The sequence below is a fragment of the Campylobacter concisus genome (assembly GCF_002165775.1).
In the GTDB taxonomy this organism is placed as follows: domain Bacteria; phylum Campylobacterota; class Campylobacteria; order Campylobacterales; family Campylobacteraceae; genus Campylobacter_A; species Campylobacter_A concisus_E.
Genome location: NZ_NDYP01000003.1, coordinates 65,250 through 81,935 on the forward strand (window position 1 = coordinate 65,250; position 16,686 = coordinate 81,935).

Below are 16,686 nucleotides of genomic sequence, written 5' to 3' on the forward strand. Positions count from 1 at the left end.
ATCTTTTTATGCAAATTTAAGTAAAATCAACCAAAATTTTTTAAAGGCTAAAAATGGACAAAGCTACCGTAAAAGCGCACAAGATCAGCGACGACGAATACGAAAATATACTTAAAATCCTAGGCAGAGAGCCCAATTTGCTCGAGCTTGGGATATTTTCCGCGATGTGGAGCGAGCACTGCAGCTACAAGTCGAGTAAAAAGTACCTAAACGGCTTTCCGACAAAGGCACCGTGGGTCATCCAAGGACCTGGCGAAAACGCTGGTGTCATCGACGTTGGCGATGGGATCGCAGCTGTGTTTAAGATGGAGAGTCACAATCACCCAAGCTTTATCGAGCCATTTCAGGGTGCTGCCACTGGCGTTGGTGGAATTTTAAGAGATGTCTTTACGATGGGTGCAAGAGTCGTTGCAAACATGAACTCGCTTCGTTTTGGTGAGATAAGAGGCGATGGCGAGCTAGCCAAAAAGCATAGATATCTACTAAAAGGAAGCGTCGCTGGCATAGGACACTATGGCAACTGCATGGGTATTCCAACAGTTGGCGGCGAAACTACGTTTGATCCTAGCTTTAATGGCAATATCCTAATCAATGCTTTTGCGCTTGGCCTTTGCAAAAGTGATGAAATTTTCTATGGTAAGGCTGAAGGTGTGGGCAACCCAGTCATTTACGTGGGCTCAAAGACCGGTAGAGACGGACTTGGAGGCGCTGTGATGGCGAGTGATAGCTTTAACGACGAGAACAAATCGCTTCGTCCAACGGTGCAAGTGGGCGACCCATTTGCTGAGAAGCTACTTATGGAAGCTTGCTTAGAGCTCTTTAAAAAAGACTATATCATCGGCATCCAAGATATGGGTGCAGCAGGGCTAACAAGCTCTAGCTTTGAGATGGCTGGCAGAAGTGGCAGTGGCATGAAGATGTATCTAGACCGCGTGCCTATGCGCGAAGTTGGCATGACGCCTTATGAGCTAATGCTAAGCGAGTCTCAAGAGCGTATGTTAATATGCGCAAAAAAAGGTTATGAACAAAAAGTGCTTGAAATTTTTAGAAAATGGGATCTTGATGCTGAGATCATCGGCGAGGTCACAAGTAGTGGCGTGATGCAGCTTTACTGGCATGGTGAGCTTTCAGGTGAAATCCCTATCGGCCCACTTAGCGAGGCAGCTCCAGTGCTTGATCGCCCAGTTGCACGTCCAAAATACCTTGATGAGATAGCAAATTTAAAAATCCCAAATAATGTTGATAACAAAACCGCATTTTTCAAGCTTTTAAAAGAGCCAGAAGTGCTAAATAAAAGCTTTATCTACGACCAATACGACGCAAATATCCAGACAAATACTATAAAACAGCCTGGTCACTTAGGTGCCGCAAGTATCAGAGTAAAGGGCACTAAAAAGGCCGTCTCTATGGCCGCACAGTGCGATCCTAGAGCAAATTTTGTTGATCCTAAAATTGGTGCTGCAAGAGCCGTTGCTGCAGCTGGTAGAAAGGTGGCTATGAGCGGCGCTGTGCCACTTGCGATCACTGACTGCCTAAACTACGGCAATCCACAAAATCCAGAGGTAATGTGGCAGTTTAAAGAGGGGTGCGAAGGCATAAAAGAGGCTTGTCGTGAGCTAAATACACCAGTAGTTAGCGGTAACGTGAGCCTTTATAACGACACAGATGGCGTGAGCGTCTATCCAACGCCAGCCATCGTCACAGTTGGCGTAAATGAAGATGCAAATTTAAACCTAAAAAGCACATTTTTAAGCGAGGACAGGGCGATTTACCTGCTTGGTGAGACAAGCGGGGAATTTGCTGCCTCACTTTACGCAAAGGCGCTATTTGATGTGGTCGGCGGCAAGCTAAAAGAGGTTGATTATAAAGCTGAGCGAGCTCTTTGGGACCTAGTGATCGAGGCAAATAAAGAGCAAATTTTAGAATTTGCTAATAGCGTAGGCGTAGGCGGTCTTGCTATTACGCTAGTAAAAATGGCTAGCATATCAAACATCGGCATAAACTGCGAAGCGAAATTTAAAGAGTCAAATTTTATCTTTGATGAAAGCTTTTCAAGAGCAGTTGTGGGTGTGAAAGACGAGGCTAAATTTGAAGCGCTTGCTGCTAAATTTGGTGTGAAATTTGAAAAGATCGGCGTTAGTGGCGGCAGGAGATTTAAGCTAAATGATATTGATGAGAACATGGACGAGATAAGAGAAATTTATCTAAATGAGTTTGCAAAAATCGTTAGAAAAGAGGATTAAAAAATGGCTTTGAAAAAGGGCAAGGTCACTGAGGCTGAAAATGAGCAAAAGGAAGCAGAACAAGTTGAAAAACGAGGCGTAGCAAAGCCGCCAGTACTTTTTAGTAAGACACAAAATTTAATAAAATCAATCGAAAAAAGACTAAACGCTACCTTGATAACTTACTATAATTCAAACGCTGGTAGTGTTTGCGGCAATGATGCAAGTGCTATGTATGAAATTTTAAAGGGTAAAAAGATAGATACTGCTTATCTTTTTATAAAAAGCGACGGCGGAAGCGGTATCGCCGCTCTTAGGATTATCACTACACTTAGAAATTACTGCAAAAATTTAATAGCTCTAATACCTGCAAACTGCGCCTCAGCTGCTACCATGATGGCACTTGGCGCAAATGAGATCGTCATGGGCCCACTTGCCTATCTAACGCCTGTTGATACCTCACTAAAACACGAGCTTAGCCCGACAAATAAAGGCAATGAGCTTGTGAGCGTTTCGATGGACGAACTTAGTCGTGTTGTTAAGCTTTGGAAAGAGCAAGACAAAGATAGGCCAAACGATACAAACCCTTATAATTCGCTTTATGAGTATATTCATCCGCTAGTCTTTGGTGCGGTTGATCGTGCTAGCTCGCTATCGCTTAAGATTTGCACCGAGCTTCTTAGGTACCACATCGATGATGATAAAAAGATCGCAGAAATTTCTGAAAGGCTAAATGGCGACTACCCAGCTCACGAATATCCGATCCTCTTTAGAGAGGCGCACGAGATCGGTCTTCATGTAAAAAAGATGGATGATGATCTAAATGAAATGCTTCAAGAGTTAACGCTGCTTTACTCTGAGATGGGACAGCGAGCTTTTACTGACTATGATGAAAATAGCTACCACGATAACAATATCGCAAACATCATCGAGACAAACGGCAAACAAATTTACTATCAGATCGATAAAGACTGGTTTTATCGCCCTGAGGAGCGCCGCTGGAACGTGATGAACGACGAGAGCTCATGGCGCAAAAACGAGCTAGTAAATGGCAAGATAAAAAATACGATCTATCACTTGTGGTAATATGTCTGGAGTTTTGTTTTTACTGATATTAGGCGGTGCGATATTTTTCTTTATGAGCGTGCAAATAGGCAACAACCGCAAGAAACAAGCAAATGTAGATGAGGCTAAATTTCTAGTCTCACTGCTTGCAAAAGTCGCTAAAAGTGACGGCAGGGTTAGCGAGCTAGAGGCTAGGCTGATCACTCAAGTGCTAGATGATCTAAGCCAGAAAGTTAGCGGCGTTAGTGGCGTGCGTGAGTATCTAAAAGAGGTCTATAAGAGCCAAAAAGAAAATGTAGATAATGCCCATGAAACCGCCAGAAACTACAAGCACGCGTTTAATCTAAACTACGATACCTGCGTAGCTAGGCTCACTTTTTTTCTAAATTTAGCCTATATAGATGGAGAATTTAACAAAAGCGAGCAAGATGTTATAAGAAACATTGCTTATGGATTTGGCATAGATAAAGAGACGCTTGATGAGATTATCTTAAAATTTGATAATTTTTATAGTTCAAGATTTAAGACAAATTCCAATGCCAGCATAGTAAAAAATGATCCATTTGAGGTTTTAGGACTTAGCAAGAGTGCAAATTTTGATGAGATAAAGCTTCGATATAAAGAGCTTGTTAGGCAGTATCATCCTGATATTTTGATGGGTAGGGGAGAGAGTAAAGAGGTTATAGAGAGTTCAACCAAAAAGCTTCAAGAGATAAATGAGGCTTATGGGCGTTTGAAAGAGAAATTTGGAGCTTAGATGAAGAAAATTGCTATTTTGCTTTTGGCGGCGGTTGCCTTTTGTAAAGAGCTAAGCGTGACCGATCTTAATGGCAATGAGATCAAATTTGAACTAAAAGATAACGCACTTTTTGAAAATAGTAAAAAAATAGGCGACTACAACAAAACAAGTAGTGTTAGTATTATTCTCGCCAGCTATAGTGGCATGGAGAGTAGTTTTAAGGCTGTAAAGACTAAAAATTTAAATGAATTTAAAGAGTATATATTTTCAGATGAAGGTGGCATAAAGGTCGTCAAATTTAGCTCAAAAAGCCCTATATGTGAGGCTTTTAGCAAAGGTGAAGCGATAAATTTAAGCGTGCTAAATTCTAGCTACTTTAATGGCAGACAAATTTCAAGATATGTTTTTAGTGTTGATATCGTTGATGGCAAGCTAGAAAATTTAAATAAAAATAGTCATTTTGCAATAAAATCAAGCGATGAAAATTTAAAAAAACTTGAAAGTATAACGGAACAAAATATCAAAAAAGATACAGCTATGGGGCTACTTGTGCTTGAAAAGGCGATGTGTTTGGCGGAGAAATAAAATAAATTTAATCAATCTAAAGGAGAAAAAATGAGAGAAATTTTGCTAGCAGTTATTATAGCGATAGGATTAAGTGGGTGTTTTGCTCCTCCAGAACCTATGTATTTTAAGACGCAAGACAAGGTTGTCGAATATAGTTTTGACGACAAAGGTAAATTATATGAAGATGGAAAATTACTCGGAGACTACACTGATGTCTCACGGGAAACACAGGTGTTACTTAGAGATGATAGTGGCAAATCCTATGTAAATTTCAATATTTATAAAACAAAAGGCGTGAAGTCGGCAACTATATATCTGTTTCAGCGAGAATCGGAATTTGCTGCTATCACAACAAAGGGTAGTGGTGATAGCATTTGTTACGCTTATATGGCAGGAGAGAATTTAGATATTAGTGGATTTGCAAGTGTTTATAACAAAGAAGATATACTTTTTTCATACACTTTTGAGGGCACGTTAGACAAAAAAGAGTCCAAAATGCAAAAAATTAATGAATTGTATGTTAGTAGAAGTTTCTTGGATGCTAATGGTGGCGAGGAAAAATCAAAAGTGATTAGTGGAGAGATAATCAAGCTATATGGTTCTCATAAGCTAAAATTTATAAGAGATATTTTGAGTAAAGAGTGTAGATGATAAAATTTAATAAAGGAGAAAAAATGAGAGCGTTGCTTAGCGTTAGCGATAAAGAGGGCATTGTAGAGTTTGCAAAGGGGCTGGAAGAGCTTGGCTGGCAGATACTTTCAACCGGTGGCACATTTAAGCTTTTAAAAGAAAATGGCATAAAAGCGACTGAGGTTAGTGAATTTACAGCTTCACCGGAGATGTTTGAGGGCAGGGTAAAGACGCTTCATCCAAAGATACATGGCGGTATCTTACACAAACGTGACGACGCTACACATGTGGCTCAGGCAAAAGAGCATGGCATCGAGGGTATTGACCTAGTTTGCGTAAATTTATATCCATTTAAAGAGACTACCATCAGGACTGATGACTTTGCTGAGATCATCGAAAATATCGATATCGGCGGCCCAGCTATGGTAAGAAGTGCTGCTAAAAACTTTAAAGACGTACTTATCGTTACAAGTGTGCTTGATTATGACGAAATTTTAAAGCGCCTAAGAGAAAAAAGTGATGATTTTGAGTTTAGAAGATCGCTGATGATAAAGGCTTACGAGCACACAGCGGCCTATGACAGCACGATCGCAAACTATATGAATGATAGATTTAATAGCGGTTTTGGCGATGCTAGATTTATTGTTGGCAACAAGGTTTTTGATACAAGATACGGCGAAAACCCTCACCAAAAAGGTGCGCTTTATGAGTTTAACTACTTCTTTTCAAACAACTTTAGAGCCCTAAAAGGCGAAGCTAGCTTTAACAACATGACTGATATAAATGGCGCTTTAATGCTTGCAACTAGTTTTGAAGACGCGCCAGCAGTGGCTATCATCAAGCACGCGAATCCTTGCGGCTTTGCGGTAAAAGATACTCTGCTTGAAAGCTACGTGGCAGCGCTTAAATGTGATCCGATATCAGCATATGGCGGTGTGGTAGCGATAAATGGTACGCTTGATGAGGAGCTAGCTAAAAAGATAAATGAAATTTACGTTGAAGTAATCATCGCTGCAAATGTTGATGAAGCAGCGCTTAAAGTCTTTGAGAGCAAAAAACGTATCAAAATTTTCACTCAAGATAATAAATTTTTAGTACGTGCAGATGATAAATTTGACTTTAAACATATTGATGGTGGCTTTGTATTTCAAGAAAGAGACTTCGTAAAAGACGAAGAGCTTGAAAATATGAAGCAAATGAGTAAAAAACATGCAAGTGGCAGCGAGCTAAAAGACGCTCAGATCGCGTGGAAAGTCGCTGCACTAACAAAGAGCAACTGCGTAGTTTATGTAAAAGATGGTGCGATGGTGGCTATTGGTATGGGTATGACAAGCCGTGTGGATGCTGCACGTGCAGCCGTGGCAAAGGCAAAAGAGCTCGAGATCGACCTAAATGGTTGCGTACTTGCGAGTGAGGCATTCTTTCCATTTAGAGATAGTATCGACATCGCTAGTAAGGTCGGTGTAAAATGCGTCATTGAACCAGGTGGTAGCATCAGAGATGATGAGGTGATAGAGGCCGCTGATGAGCATGGCATGTCGCTATATTTCACTGGCGTTAGACACTTCTTACACTAAAATTTAGGGGCGTTTGCCCCTTACTTCACACTTTATAACTTTAATTTTCGTATAATCTTTCAAAAGCGAAAGGAGATAGAATGAAAAAGATCTTAAAATTTATCTTAATGGCGGCAGTGTTTTTTGGTCTAAATTTGATGGCAAAAGATGAGCTTATAAAGGAGCAGACGATGGCAGGACAAAATTTAAAAGAAATTTATCTAGCGGGTGGTTGCTTTTGGGGTATGCAAGGATATTTTAAAAAGATATTTGGTGTAGTGGATACAAAGGTAGGCTACGCAAATGGCAAGAGCAAAAATACTAGCTACCGCGAGCTTCATGAGAGCGATCATGCTGAGACACTTTATATAAAATATGATGAAAACAGAGTCGCTTTGGCTGAAATTTTGGCTCACTTTTTTAGAGTGATCGATCCGACCTCATTAAACAAACAAGGCAATGACGTAGGTAGGCAGTATAGAAGCGGGATTTACTATGTTAGCAAGGACGATCTGTCAGTCATTGAGAGCTTTATAAAGATAGAGCAAAAGAAATTTAAAGACAAGATCGTGGTTGAGGTAGCGCCGCTTAAAAATTTCGTCATAGGCGAGGAGTATCACCAAGACTATCTTGATAAAAATCCTTTTGGATACTGCCATATCGATCTAGGTTTAGCCGATAAACCGCTTTACGATGAGACAAAATTTAAGCCACTTAGTAAAGATGAGCTAAAGAAAAATTTAAGTAGCGAGCAGTATGCCGTGACGCAAGAAGCAGCGACTGAGAGGCCATTTAGCAGTGAGTATGATAAATTTGATCAAAAAGGCATTTATGTAGATATAACGAGTGGAAAGCCACTTTTCTCAAGTGCAGATAAATTTGATGCAGGATGTGGCTGGCCAAGCTTTACAAAGCCTATAACGACAACAGCTCTTTCATATAAGGAGGACAACTCGTTTATGATGAAAAGAGTCGAAGTTAAGTCGCAAAATAGCGATGCGCACCTTGGGCATGTTTTTGACGATGGCCCAAGCGATAAGGGTGGGCTAAGATATTGTATAAACGGTGCGAGCCTTAAATTTATACCGCTTGAAGATATGGCTAGGCTTGGATACGAGGAATTTATACCTTACGTAAAATAGCTTTTGTTGAAGCAAATCAATAGTTTAAAAAGTTTAATCAGAGTATAATTCTCCAAAATCAAAGGAGAAAAAATGAGTGATTTTTTCAAAAATGCGGAGCAATTTAGTGTTGATGGTGCAACTGTACCATTTTATAAATTTAATGAAAATGGTGTAAATTTTGTTGGCTTTGACTCACGTCCTTGCGTGCCGCCAGAGCCAATGGTTAATGCATTAATCGCTATTAAATTTGCTGATAAAAATACAAAAATTATGATGCTAAATCATAAATTTCCAGCTGGTCTTATACCAAAGATAGATAAGAGCTTTGACATAGAGCGTGAAGATATAGATGGTGGGGCTGTAAAGATGATTTTTAGCCTAAAAGACGGTGCAAACATAGAAGACGTAGATACGAGTCTTTGCCACTAAGATGCTTTTAAATACTTATGCACCACCATTTAAGCTAGTCGGTGGATATTTTATTGCTGGAATTTTGTTTTTGGCATTAAGTGTGCCGGCATTCTTTTATGCAGATTTTGATGCGATTAGCTCACTAAACACAGCTGGTTTTTTGCATATATTTTTTGTTGGCTTTGTTATGAGCATTATCATCGGAGCGCTCTATCAGCTAACCTCAGTCATCTTAGAAAAGCCGTTTTTTACTGCAAAAGGTGCTATTTTAAATTTGGCTATTTTTTGTCTATCATTGTTGGGCATGTGCTACGGGATGTTATTTGCTGAGGCTAAAATTTTACAAATTAGTGGAGTTTTGCTTTTTTGCTCGCTCGCTTTTTTTGCTACGACTTATGCATTAAGCTTTATGGATAATGAAAAAAGGAGCTTTGCAGCCTTTGCACTTTTTGTTTCAGCTATCTTTTTGATAATTGGAATAACGCTTGGTTTTTGCTTGCTTATGATACTTAGTGGCACGCTGATGCTTGATTTTGAGATGACACTAAAATTTCACGTTTATTTTGTGCTGGGATTTGTGTTTCTTGTGATACTTGGAGCTGCTAGTGTACTCTTACCTATGTTTGCACTAGCTCATGATCTAAAATTTACACTTAGTAAAGCCTCACTAGCATGCTATATTTTGGGTGGTATCTTACTAGGTTTTAATGAAAATTTGTCTGTTTTGTCAATATGTGTGGCAGCTTTACTTTTTATAGCTCAAGCATTTTATATTTTAAAAAAACGCGTTAGAAAGGCGTATGATTACTGGAATGTAAATATCGTACTTTCGTTGGTGGCTTTGCTTGGTGCTACTGTTTTTATAGCTTTAGACAAATTAAATTTAGCTGCGTATTTTTTAATATATGGCTTTTTGTTTGCTTTTATCGTAGCTCATCTTTACAAGATCGCACCATTTCTAATATGGTATCACTACGTAGCACCTTTTGTCGGAAAGGTAAAAGTGCCACTTCTTGATGCCATGATACTAAAAAAGATAGCTTATTTTGGTATAGCTTTTAATGCTATCTCGCTTCTTTGCTATCTTCTCTCAACTTGCTTTGAACTAGAAATTTTAGTGCAAGCTAGTATGATGTTTATAGCTCTTAGTATAGTTTTGCTATCGATAAATATAATAAATATTTTTAGATTTACTGGTTTTAAAGGATAAAAAATGAAAGAAAAAATTTATAACGCACTGTCAAATATCGTTGATCCAGAAGTTGGCTTTGATATCGTTTCGCTCGGACTTATATATGATGCGAGCTGCGATGAGAATGGCAAAGCAAAAGTTACTATGACGCTTTCAACCAAATCTTGCCCACTGCACGAAATGATACTTGGCTGGGTAGAAACTGCCGTGCTTGATATAGAAGGTGTCAAAGAGTGTGAGATCGATCTTGTCTGGGAGCCTGAGTGGAATATACAAATGGCAAGCGATTTTGTAAAAGCACAACTTGGAGTTTAAATTTTAAGTTTTTAGATTTGAAAGTTTGTAGATTTTTAATAAGCTAGAGAGCAAAGGCTCTCTAGAAATTTTAAGGAGTTTGTTTTTTTATTAATCCATTTGATGGCGCATAAATGATGGCACATCAAGCTGTGACATATAGTCTTCGTCATATCCACCACTAACTTTTTTAAGTCTTAATATACGCTCTTTTTTTATGATATCGCTTGCATTAGAAGTTTGTACTTCATCTTTTTTTTCAGCTTCTTTTTGTGAGCTTTGAAAACCTGTTGCTATTATTGTAACTTCAACTTTATTGTCTTCTATTTTGTCATCAGTTGTTGTACCAAATATAATTTCAGCATCTTCATCCGCTGCCTCATGAATAATACTCATCGCATTATTGATATCAGCTAGTGGGCAACTAGGGCTTATTCTAAAATGAACTAAAATACCAAATGCACCATTTATTGTCATGTTATCAAGAAGTGGTGATTGTATAGCATTTTTTATAGCTTCTTGCGCTGCATCCTCGCCACTTGCTTCGCCAACACCCATTAAAGCTAGTCCTCTATGGCTCATAATCGTTCTAACATCTGCAAAGTCTAGATTTATGTCGCTTTTTCCTGAGTCAAGTACGATCGTACTCATACCATTGACGGCTCTTGCAAGTACTTCATCAACCATTTCAAAGCTTTCTTTTATGCCAGCATTTTTATCAATTAATGTTAGGAGTTTATCGTTTGGAATGACAACAATAGAATCGCTTTCTTTCCTGAGTTCTTCAAGGCCACAATCAGCCAATTTTCTACGTTTTTTTCCTTCAAACATAAAAGGCATAGTAACAACCGCAACTGTTAGTGCACCAATATCTTTTGCAGCTTGAGCAACTACTGGAGCTGCACCTGTACCAGTTCCACCACCAAGTCCTGTACCGATAAAAACTATATCTGATGTCTCAAGTGCGCTTTTTACTTCATCGTAGCTCTCTTCAGCAGCAGCTTTTCCTATTTCAGGTCTCATGCCTGCACCTAGACCTTTTGTTGTTTTCTCGCCTAGTTGAATTTTCGTATGTGCAAGAGAATTTTCAAGAGCCTTAGCATCTGTATTAGCAACAATAAGATCTATATTTAAATTTGGATTAACTCTTATTATATGGTTGACCATATTGCCACCACCTCCACCTACACCTACGACCTTTATCTTTGCACCATAGATGCTTTTATTTTCTTCTACTGTGAAGCTACTCATTTTTGAAATTCTCCTTAAAATAATTGTGTAATACTATACCAAAATTTTGCAAAAGCATTTGGCTTTTTTTCTTGTTTGCTAATATCTGCAATATTGGCAAGCTCTTCTTTATTTTTTGATTTATTTGCTACCTCTAATTCAAAATCTTTATCAGAAAAACTATCCTCTTTTTCATTTGGATCCTGCACCTCTTGTCCAAAATTTTGTACGTTTTCTTCTTCTGCAAAAACATTTCTAAAATTTGCTTTCGGTTTTGAGGCTATTTCCCCTTGGTATCTCATTTTTTTCTCAGAATCAATTTCGTATGGGCTAAAGTTGCCAGCACCATATAAACAAAGTCCTATAGCACAAGAATTTGCTGGATCTCTTAAAATTTCAAATAATCCATCCATTTCTTTTGGTTTTGCTATACGAACTGGCATTTTATCAAATATCGCAGATGCAAGATCTCTAATGCCTTCTAACTTAGTCATACCGCCAGTAAGTATTATTCCAGCACCAATGCTATCTTTATAGCCACTATCTTCTAGCATCTTAGCAAGTACCATAAGGGTTTCTTCTGCTCTGGCATATATAACATTTGATATTATGTCTAGTGAAACTTCGTGGCTTTTTGTTTCATCTCCAAGGATCGGGAGCTCTATTAGATCAACTGACTTATTTATTAAAGCGCCATAGCCTAATTTTATCTCTTCTGCCTTTGGAAGTGGTGTATGCAGAGCCATAGAAAGATCATTTGTAATGTTTGCTGAGCCAACAGGTAAAAATTCATTGTATCTTATAGAATTTCCAGAATGCACTACAAGATTACAAGTAGCACCACCCATATCAACAAGTGCGGCACCAAGCTCTTTCTCATCTTTTGTTAATGTTGCTATCGCAGAAGCATATCCTGAAAGCACTATGTTATCTAGTTGAACGCCTGCTAAATTTACGGCTTTTCTTAGGTTGCTAATAGATGATTTTTGTACTGTAACAATATGTGTTTGCACTTCCAGTCTACTACCATTCATGCCTATTGGATCTTCAATGTGTTCTTGCCCATCTACTTTAAAATTATAAGGAAGAACATGTAATTTTTCATATTCATGAGGTATATCAGCTGTATGATCGGCCATTTGCATAGCACGTTCGATCTCTTTTATACCTATTTCATGATTTGGTATATTCACTACACCACTACTGTCAACGCTTTTCGTATACGCACCAGAAATAGAAACTATGACTTTTTCATAGCGTGTTCCTGCAACTCTTTGTGCTTCTATTAATGCATTTTTTATCGACTTTGCAGCTTGTTCAATATTAGTTATAACACCTTTTCTTATTCCCTGCGTTTTTTCAGTTCCAATTCCAATTATCTTAATACCATTTTCATCATGTTGTGCTATTACTGCACAAATCTGGAAAGAGCCGATATCTATACCTAAAATTTTTGTACTCAAGATAAATTACCTTTTGATATATTCTTTAATTTCATAGTATTTTTTTAGTTTGTTTGTTAAATCTTTTATTAACTCATTATTTTTAAGCATTGTAACGTTTTGCTGTGTTATTTGCTTATAGTTATTATCTATATTATCTACAAGCAACCTTTGTTCCAAAATATCGTATATAACGGCCTTATCTTCTAATATAACATAATCTTTTTTGTTGTTAGTTTCAAAAAGTTGAGAAACAAAAGCTCTAGTTTCACTTTCATTTAGTCCCAAGATAGAGCCATTTATATCTCTACTGATAAAGCCTATATCAGTTCCTTTGAAATTTTGTAAAGACTCTTTTGCTATGGTTATTAGGTTTTCTTTTTTCTTTTTATCTTTGTAAATTTCAAGCACCATTGCTCTTGCTTGTTCAAAACTCATAGGTTGTGGAGGAGTTATACTTTTTACTCTAACTATCAAATATCCATCTTTATATGTAAACGGTTTTATCACCTCACCAACTTTTGCCCCTTTTATTTCATCGAGCGAGAATGTCGCATTATCTTCATTTATACTAACAAATTCATTTGTTGCAAGCTCAGCTTTTTTGATAGAGGTATATTTTTTTAAAGCATCGGTCTTACTTTTCTCAATATTGTAGTCTTTGACAACTTCAGTCTTTACTTCGTCAAATGATTTGATTTTATCATCAGAGCCTTTGTATCTCTCCTTGTTATCGTTATAGTAGTCACTCAAAGTAGTTTGATTTACATCATTTTTATTTGACTCTATAAAGTATGTTTCTAGACCGTATATAGTCTTTGTCATATAGTTGTTTTTATCTGTTTCCCAAAGATTCTTTAGTTCTTTTTCATCTATTTTTATATCACTTTGATTAGCATTTATTATCTGTATTGCTAATTTGTCTTGCATAAAAAAGCTTGCTTCCATCATTGCAATGTCTTCTTTGCTAGCTGGTAAATTTAAAATAGTTCTAAGCTTATCAAGTAGTATTGTTAGTTTTAAATTTTCTTCAAAATCAGTTGGATTTATTCTAGCTCTTCTTAAAATATCGTAGTATAAATTTTTATCAAAAGTACCATCTTTTTGAAATGTTGGATCAGCGATTATATATTTTAAAATATCATCTTTGCTAACACTAAGACCTATATCGTCTGCAAAATTTAATAGTAAATTCTCTTGAATTGTAGCCTGAAGTGCAGCATTTTGTAAGCCTAACTCATTAGCCTTTTCTTGTGTTAATTTGCCATCGAAAAGATTGTTATAGTATTGATATAAGCTATCGTATTTTTGTTGTAGTTCTTGAATGCTTATATTTCTGTGTCCTACTTTTGCTACTGAGGTGGCTCGATTGCTGTTTAAATCATATGCTCCCCAGCCTACAAAGCCTGCTCCAACAAAGGCTATTGTACTTACCCAAATGGTAACAACTAGGTATTTTTTATGTTTTTGCATCCAAGACAACATTAAATTTTCCTTTAAAAGACTAACGAAATTTGTATGATATATTATATAAAATTGCCTTAAATAAGCTTAAAATAGGGGCTTTAAAAATACCTTTGTGAAGAATTTTGCTAACAATTTTTTAGCATTGTTAGCAAAATTCTTAAATACTATAATCGCTATAACCACTAGTTAAATGAAGCAATTTGCAGCTATTTTCTAGCAAAGCTATCTCTTTTGCAAGAAGCTGAGGGCTTCTACTGTATGCGTAAATGCCATATCCTTTAACGATAATAATGTTTGTGTTTTTTTCTAGCATATATCTATAAATTTCAGTTTCTGCACGTTCATACCAGTCATCATATTGTTTTGGATCATAAACAGAAATTTTATCAAATCTCATATACCCAAAATAATCTTTCGGTACAATTTTTTCATGTTTCATCGCGTAGGCAGTTGCGTATGGTGGCATCGCGTAGCAAACAAATCTTGCCTCATTTATATTTTTATAAATATTTAAGTGTATATCAGCATCAAGACTAGCTTCATTCCAACGATAGTCTTTTTTTGATGAAAGAAGTGTCAAATCATCATCTTTTAAATTATCAAAAATGGCATTTTGTTTATTGATTATAAATTGATTTTTTTCGACTCTTGCCGAAATCGAGCCGTGAAAGACGCCAAAAAAATTCTTTCTAAACATAGAAAGTGATATCGTTTTTATCTCATTTATTGAGTGTTCTAGCTCCATTTTTTCTCCTACGTTTAAGCGATTATATTTAAGCTATCTTAAAATTTATGTAAAATTTTGTGTAATGATAGCTTTTTAAGTAAAATTTCGATAAATTTTCCACACTATTTACTATAAAGAGGCAGCGTTGCAAAGTCCACATATCAGTGTTTTACTTGATGAAGTTCTATCTTTTTTTAAAAATTTAAATGGAAATTTTATAGATTGTACGCTTGGATATGCCGGACATTCTAGTGCCATTTTATCTCAAAACGAAAATTTAAATTTAATTGCCTGTGATAGAGATAACGAAGCTATAAATTTTTCACTAAAAAAACTTGAGCCATTTGGTAGTAGGGTTAAAATTTATAAAAGTAACTTCTCTGAATTGACTAGCAAGCTAAGTCAAGAAGAAATTTTAAATGTTAGAGGAATTTTGGCTGACATTGGTGTTAGCTCGCTTCAGATAGATAAAGATGATAGGGGCTTTAGTCTTGGCTCAAGTACGCTTGATATGCGCATGGACAAAGAGCGAAATTTTAGCGCATTTGACGTTGTAAATGATTACTCTTTTGACGAGTTGGTTAGAATTTTTAGAGATTATGGCGAGATAAAAAATGCTGCCGGGATTGCGAACAAGATTATAAATGCTAGAAATTTTGGCAAGATAACAAGTGCAAAAGAGCTTGCAAATTTAATAGGTACAGCCCAGATAAAAGGGCGCGGAGTTAGCCCTGCGATACTCGCCTTTCAAGCGATTAGGATAGAGGTAAATGGTGAGCTAGATGAGCTAACAAATTTACTTGATAGTATAGAAAAATGTGGGTTTAAAGATTGTCTTGTGGCGATTATTACATTTCACTCGCTTGAAGATAGGATCGTAAAAGAGCGCTTTAAAAGATGGGCGAATAGCTGTATCTGTTTACCTGGTGTTTATAGATGTGAATGCGGAAACAATCACGAACTAGGAGAAATTTTAACCAAAAAGCCACTAACAGCAAGTAGCAGTGAGCTAAAGATAAACTCGCGAAGTAAGAGCGCAAAACTTCGAATTTTTAAGATAAAAGGATAAAGATGCAAGAAAAAGAAGAGCTGTTGACGCTTCACGACGAGGAGCAAAAACGTGAGGTAAATTTAAGCTTTAAGACATTAGTGATGGTCTATTTAGCTGTTTTTATAGCTCTAGCTATATTTTTGCCAAAAATTTACATAGCAAATCAAATTTATTATATAAGTAGAGATATAGCGGATGTTAGCGGTAAGCGAGATATGCTTTTAGAGGAAAATAGAGCTCTTAATATAAAGCTCGAAAATTTACGTTATAAAAATCAAATTTTAAACACTATGCAAGAGCGCCAATGGAAATAACGAAACATTTAAAGCTTTATTTATTCTCATCTAAATTTTGGCGATTCAATTATATTGGCAAATAATATAGCCATTTTGTATATAACTACACAAAAATAAAATTAGCTCAATAAACAAAGCCTATTTTTAACTTGCTAATTACTTTCTTTTTGAGAGATTAGCTTTTCATATATATATTGTTCTAAATCTTTTTTTGATATGTCATTTTTTATAGCAGTATTATAAATTTCTTCGACCTTGCTTGAATACTTTTCATAGCTAAAATAGGGAAAATGCACACTCCAGGCTTTCTTGATAAGATCGTGACTTATCTCTCTTCTTGCCCAAACTTTAAACATATCAAAGCCAATGAAAACGGCCGAAGTGACGACAGCAGTCGCTATTATCGATATGTGCGCATCAGTTTTTGCTAAAAAATGATGCGTGATGATTAACAATGGAAATAAAATGACAAAACAGATAAGTGCGTAAATCTGATAGAGCTTGATGTGATTAAATCTAAAATTTAACTTTGCTCCGTCTATTAGCATACCTTCGTTAAAAAGGGCATTCGCTTCAAGTAGATCCCTAAATAAAACTGGCTGTTTTGAAACAAAAAAAACGTTTTTTATGATTCTATCTTTTAAAGTTTCTTGCATTTTTTATAGACTTTTTA

General features: G+C 36.6%; 17 protein-coding genes. 12 read left to right on the forward strand and 5 right to left on the reverse strand.

The window, feature by feature from the left end:
* The first annotated feature begins 53 nt into the window (after nt 1–53).
* The 10 genes from purL (at nt 54) to B9N66_RS03680 (ending at nt 9,821) form a co-directional block, all read left to right on the forward strand.
* Complete coding sequence (gene purL, locus B9N66_RS03635) at nt 54–2,243, forward strand: phosphoribosylformylglycinamidine synthase subunit PurL (RefSeq protein WP_087579931.1); 2,190 nt, start codon at nt 54–56, stop codon at nt 2,241–2,243.
* A 3-nt stretch (nt 2,244–2,246) separates the two neighbouring features.
* Nucleotides 2,247–3,308, forward strand: a complete 1,062-nt coding sequence (locus tag B9N66_RS03640) for an SDH family Clp fold serine proteinase (protein ID WP_087579932.1) — start codon at nt 2,247–2,249, stop codon at nt 3,306–3,308.
* 1 nt (nt 3,309) lies between these two features.
* Nucleotides 3,310–4,044 (forward strand): TerB family tellurite resistance protein, encoded by a 735-nt coding sequence (locus tag B9N66_RS03645; RefSeq protein WP_087579933.1) that lies wholly within the window; start codon nt 3,310–3,312, stop codon nt 4,042–4,044.
* Entirely contained in the window at nt 4,045–4,611 is a 567-nt protein-coding gene (locus B9N66_RS03650; RefSeq protein ID WP_087579934.1) for a hypothetical protein, read from the forward strand.
* 30 nt (nt 4,612–4,641) lie between these two features.
* Entirely contained in the window at nt 4,642–5,244 is a 603-nt protein-coding gene (locus B9N66_RS03655; RefSeq protein WP_087579935.1) for a hypothetical protein, read from the forward strand.
* Between the two features lie 23 nt (nt 5,245–5,267).
* Entirely contained in the window at nt 5,268–6,800 is a 1,533-nt protein-coding gene (gene purH, locus B9N66_RS03660) for a bifunctional phosphoribosylaminoimidazolecarboxamide formyltransferase/IMP cyclohydrolase (protein WP_087580187.1), read from the forward strand.
* An 80-nt stretch (nt 6,801–6,880) separates the two neighbouring features.
* Nucleotides 6,881–7,921 carry a peptide-methionine (R)-S-oxide reductase MsrB gene (gene msrB / locus B9N66_RS03665; protein WP_087579936.1) on the forward strand — a complete coding sequence of 347 codons (1,041 nt, stop codon included), beginning with the start codon at nt 6,881–6,883 and terminating at the stop codon, nt 7,919–7,921.
* Nucleotides 7,922–7,993: 72 nt separating this feature from the next.
* Nucleotides 7,994–8,332 (forward strand): hypothetical protein, encoded by a 339-nt coding sequence (locus tag B9N66_RS03670; RefSeq protein ID WP_087576898.1) that lies wholly within the window; start codon nt 7,994–7,996, stop codon nt 8,330–8,332.
* 1 nt (nt 8,333) lies between these two features.
* Nucleotides 8,334–9,524 carry a peptidase M50 gene (locus B9N66_RS03675; RefSeq protein ID WP_087579937.1) on the forward strand — a complete coding sequence of 397 codons (1,191 nt, stop codon included), beginning with the start codon at nt 8,334–8,336 and terminating at the stop codon, nt 9,522–9,524.
* Between the two features lie 3 nt (nt 9,525–9,527).
* Nucleotides 9,528–9,821 (forward strand): metal-sulfur cluster assembly factor, encoded by a 294-nt coding sequence (locus B9N66_RS03680; RefSeq protein WP_021091019.1) that lies wholly within the window; start codon nt 9,528–9,530, stop codon nt 9,819–9,821.
* A gap of 90 nt (nt 9,822–9,911) precedes the next feature.
* Here the strand turns inward: B9N66_RS03680 and ftsZ are convergent, their stop codons facing one another.
* From ftsZ to B9N66_RS03700, 4 genes are all read right to left on the reverse strand, one after another.
* Nucleotides 9,912–11,051 carry a cell division protein FtsZ gene (gene ftsZ, locus B9N66_RS03685; protein ID WP_087579938.1) on the reverse strand — a complete coding sequence of 380 codons (1,140 nt, stop codon included), beginning with the start codon at nt 11,049–11,051 and terminating at the stop codon, nt 9,912–9,914.
* A 14-nt stretch (nt 11,052–11,065) separates the two neighbouring features.
* Nucleotides 11,066–12,493 carry a cell division protein FtsA gene (gene ftsA, locus B9N66_RS03690; protein ID WP_087579939.1) on the reverse strand — a complete coding sequence of 476 codons (1,428 nt, stop codon included), beginning with the start codon at nt 12,491–12,493 and terminating at the stop codon, nt 11,066–11,068.
* Between the two features lie 6 nt (nt 12,494–12,499).
* Nucleotides 12,500–13,957, reverse strand: a complete 1,458-nt coding sequence (locus B9N66_RS03695; RefSeq protein WP_087579940.1) for a peptidylprolyl isomerase — start codon at nt 13,955–13,957, stop codon at nt 12,500–12,502.
* Between the two features lie 139 nt (nt 13,958–14,096).
* Complete coding sequence (locus B9N66_RS03700; RefSeq protein ID WP_084108231.1) at nt 14,097–14,684, reverse strand: class II aldolase and adducin N-terminal domain-containing protein; 588 nt, start codon at nt 14,682–14,684, stop codon at nt 14,097–14,099.
* Between the two features lie 127 nt (nt 14,685–14,811).
* Between B9N66_RS03700 and rsmH the strand changes: the two genes are divergently transcribed.
* Both rsmH and B9N66_RS03710 read left to right on the forward strand, forming a co-directional pair.
* Nucleotides 14,812–15,735, forward strand: coding sequence for a 16S rRNA (cytosine(1402)-N(4))-methyltransferase RsmH (rsmH, locus tag B9N66_RS03705; protein WP_087579941.1), 924 nt, complete (start codon nt 14,812–14,814; stop codon nt 15,733–15,735).
* 2 nt (nt 15,736–15,737) lie between these two features.
* A complete protein-coding gene (locus B9N66_RS03710) occupies nt 15,738–16,031 on the forward strand; it encodes a hypothetical protein (RefSeq protein WP_087579942.1) in 294 nt (97 codons plus the stop codon).
* Between the two features lie 134 nt (nt 16,032–16,165).
* On the opposite strand, the gene B9N66_RS03715 is transcribed toward B9N66_RS03710, so the two are convergent.
* Complete coding sequence (locus tag B9N66_RS03715; protein ID WP_021090515.1) at nt 16,166–16,669, reverse strand: hypothetical protein; 504 nt, start codon at nt 16,667–16,669, stop codon at nt 16,166–16,168.
* Nucleotides 16,670–16,686 lie beyond the last annotated feature (17 nt).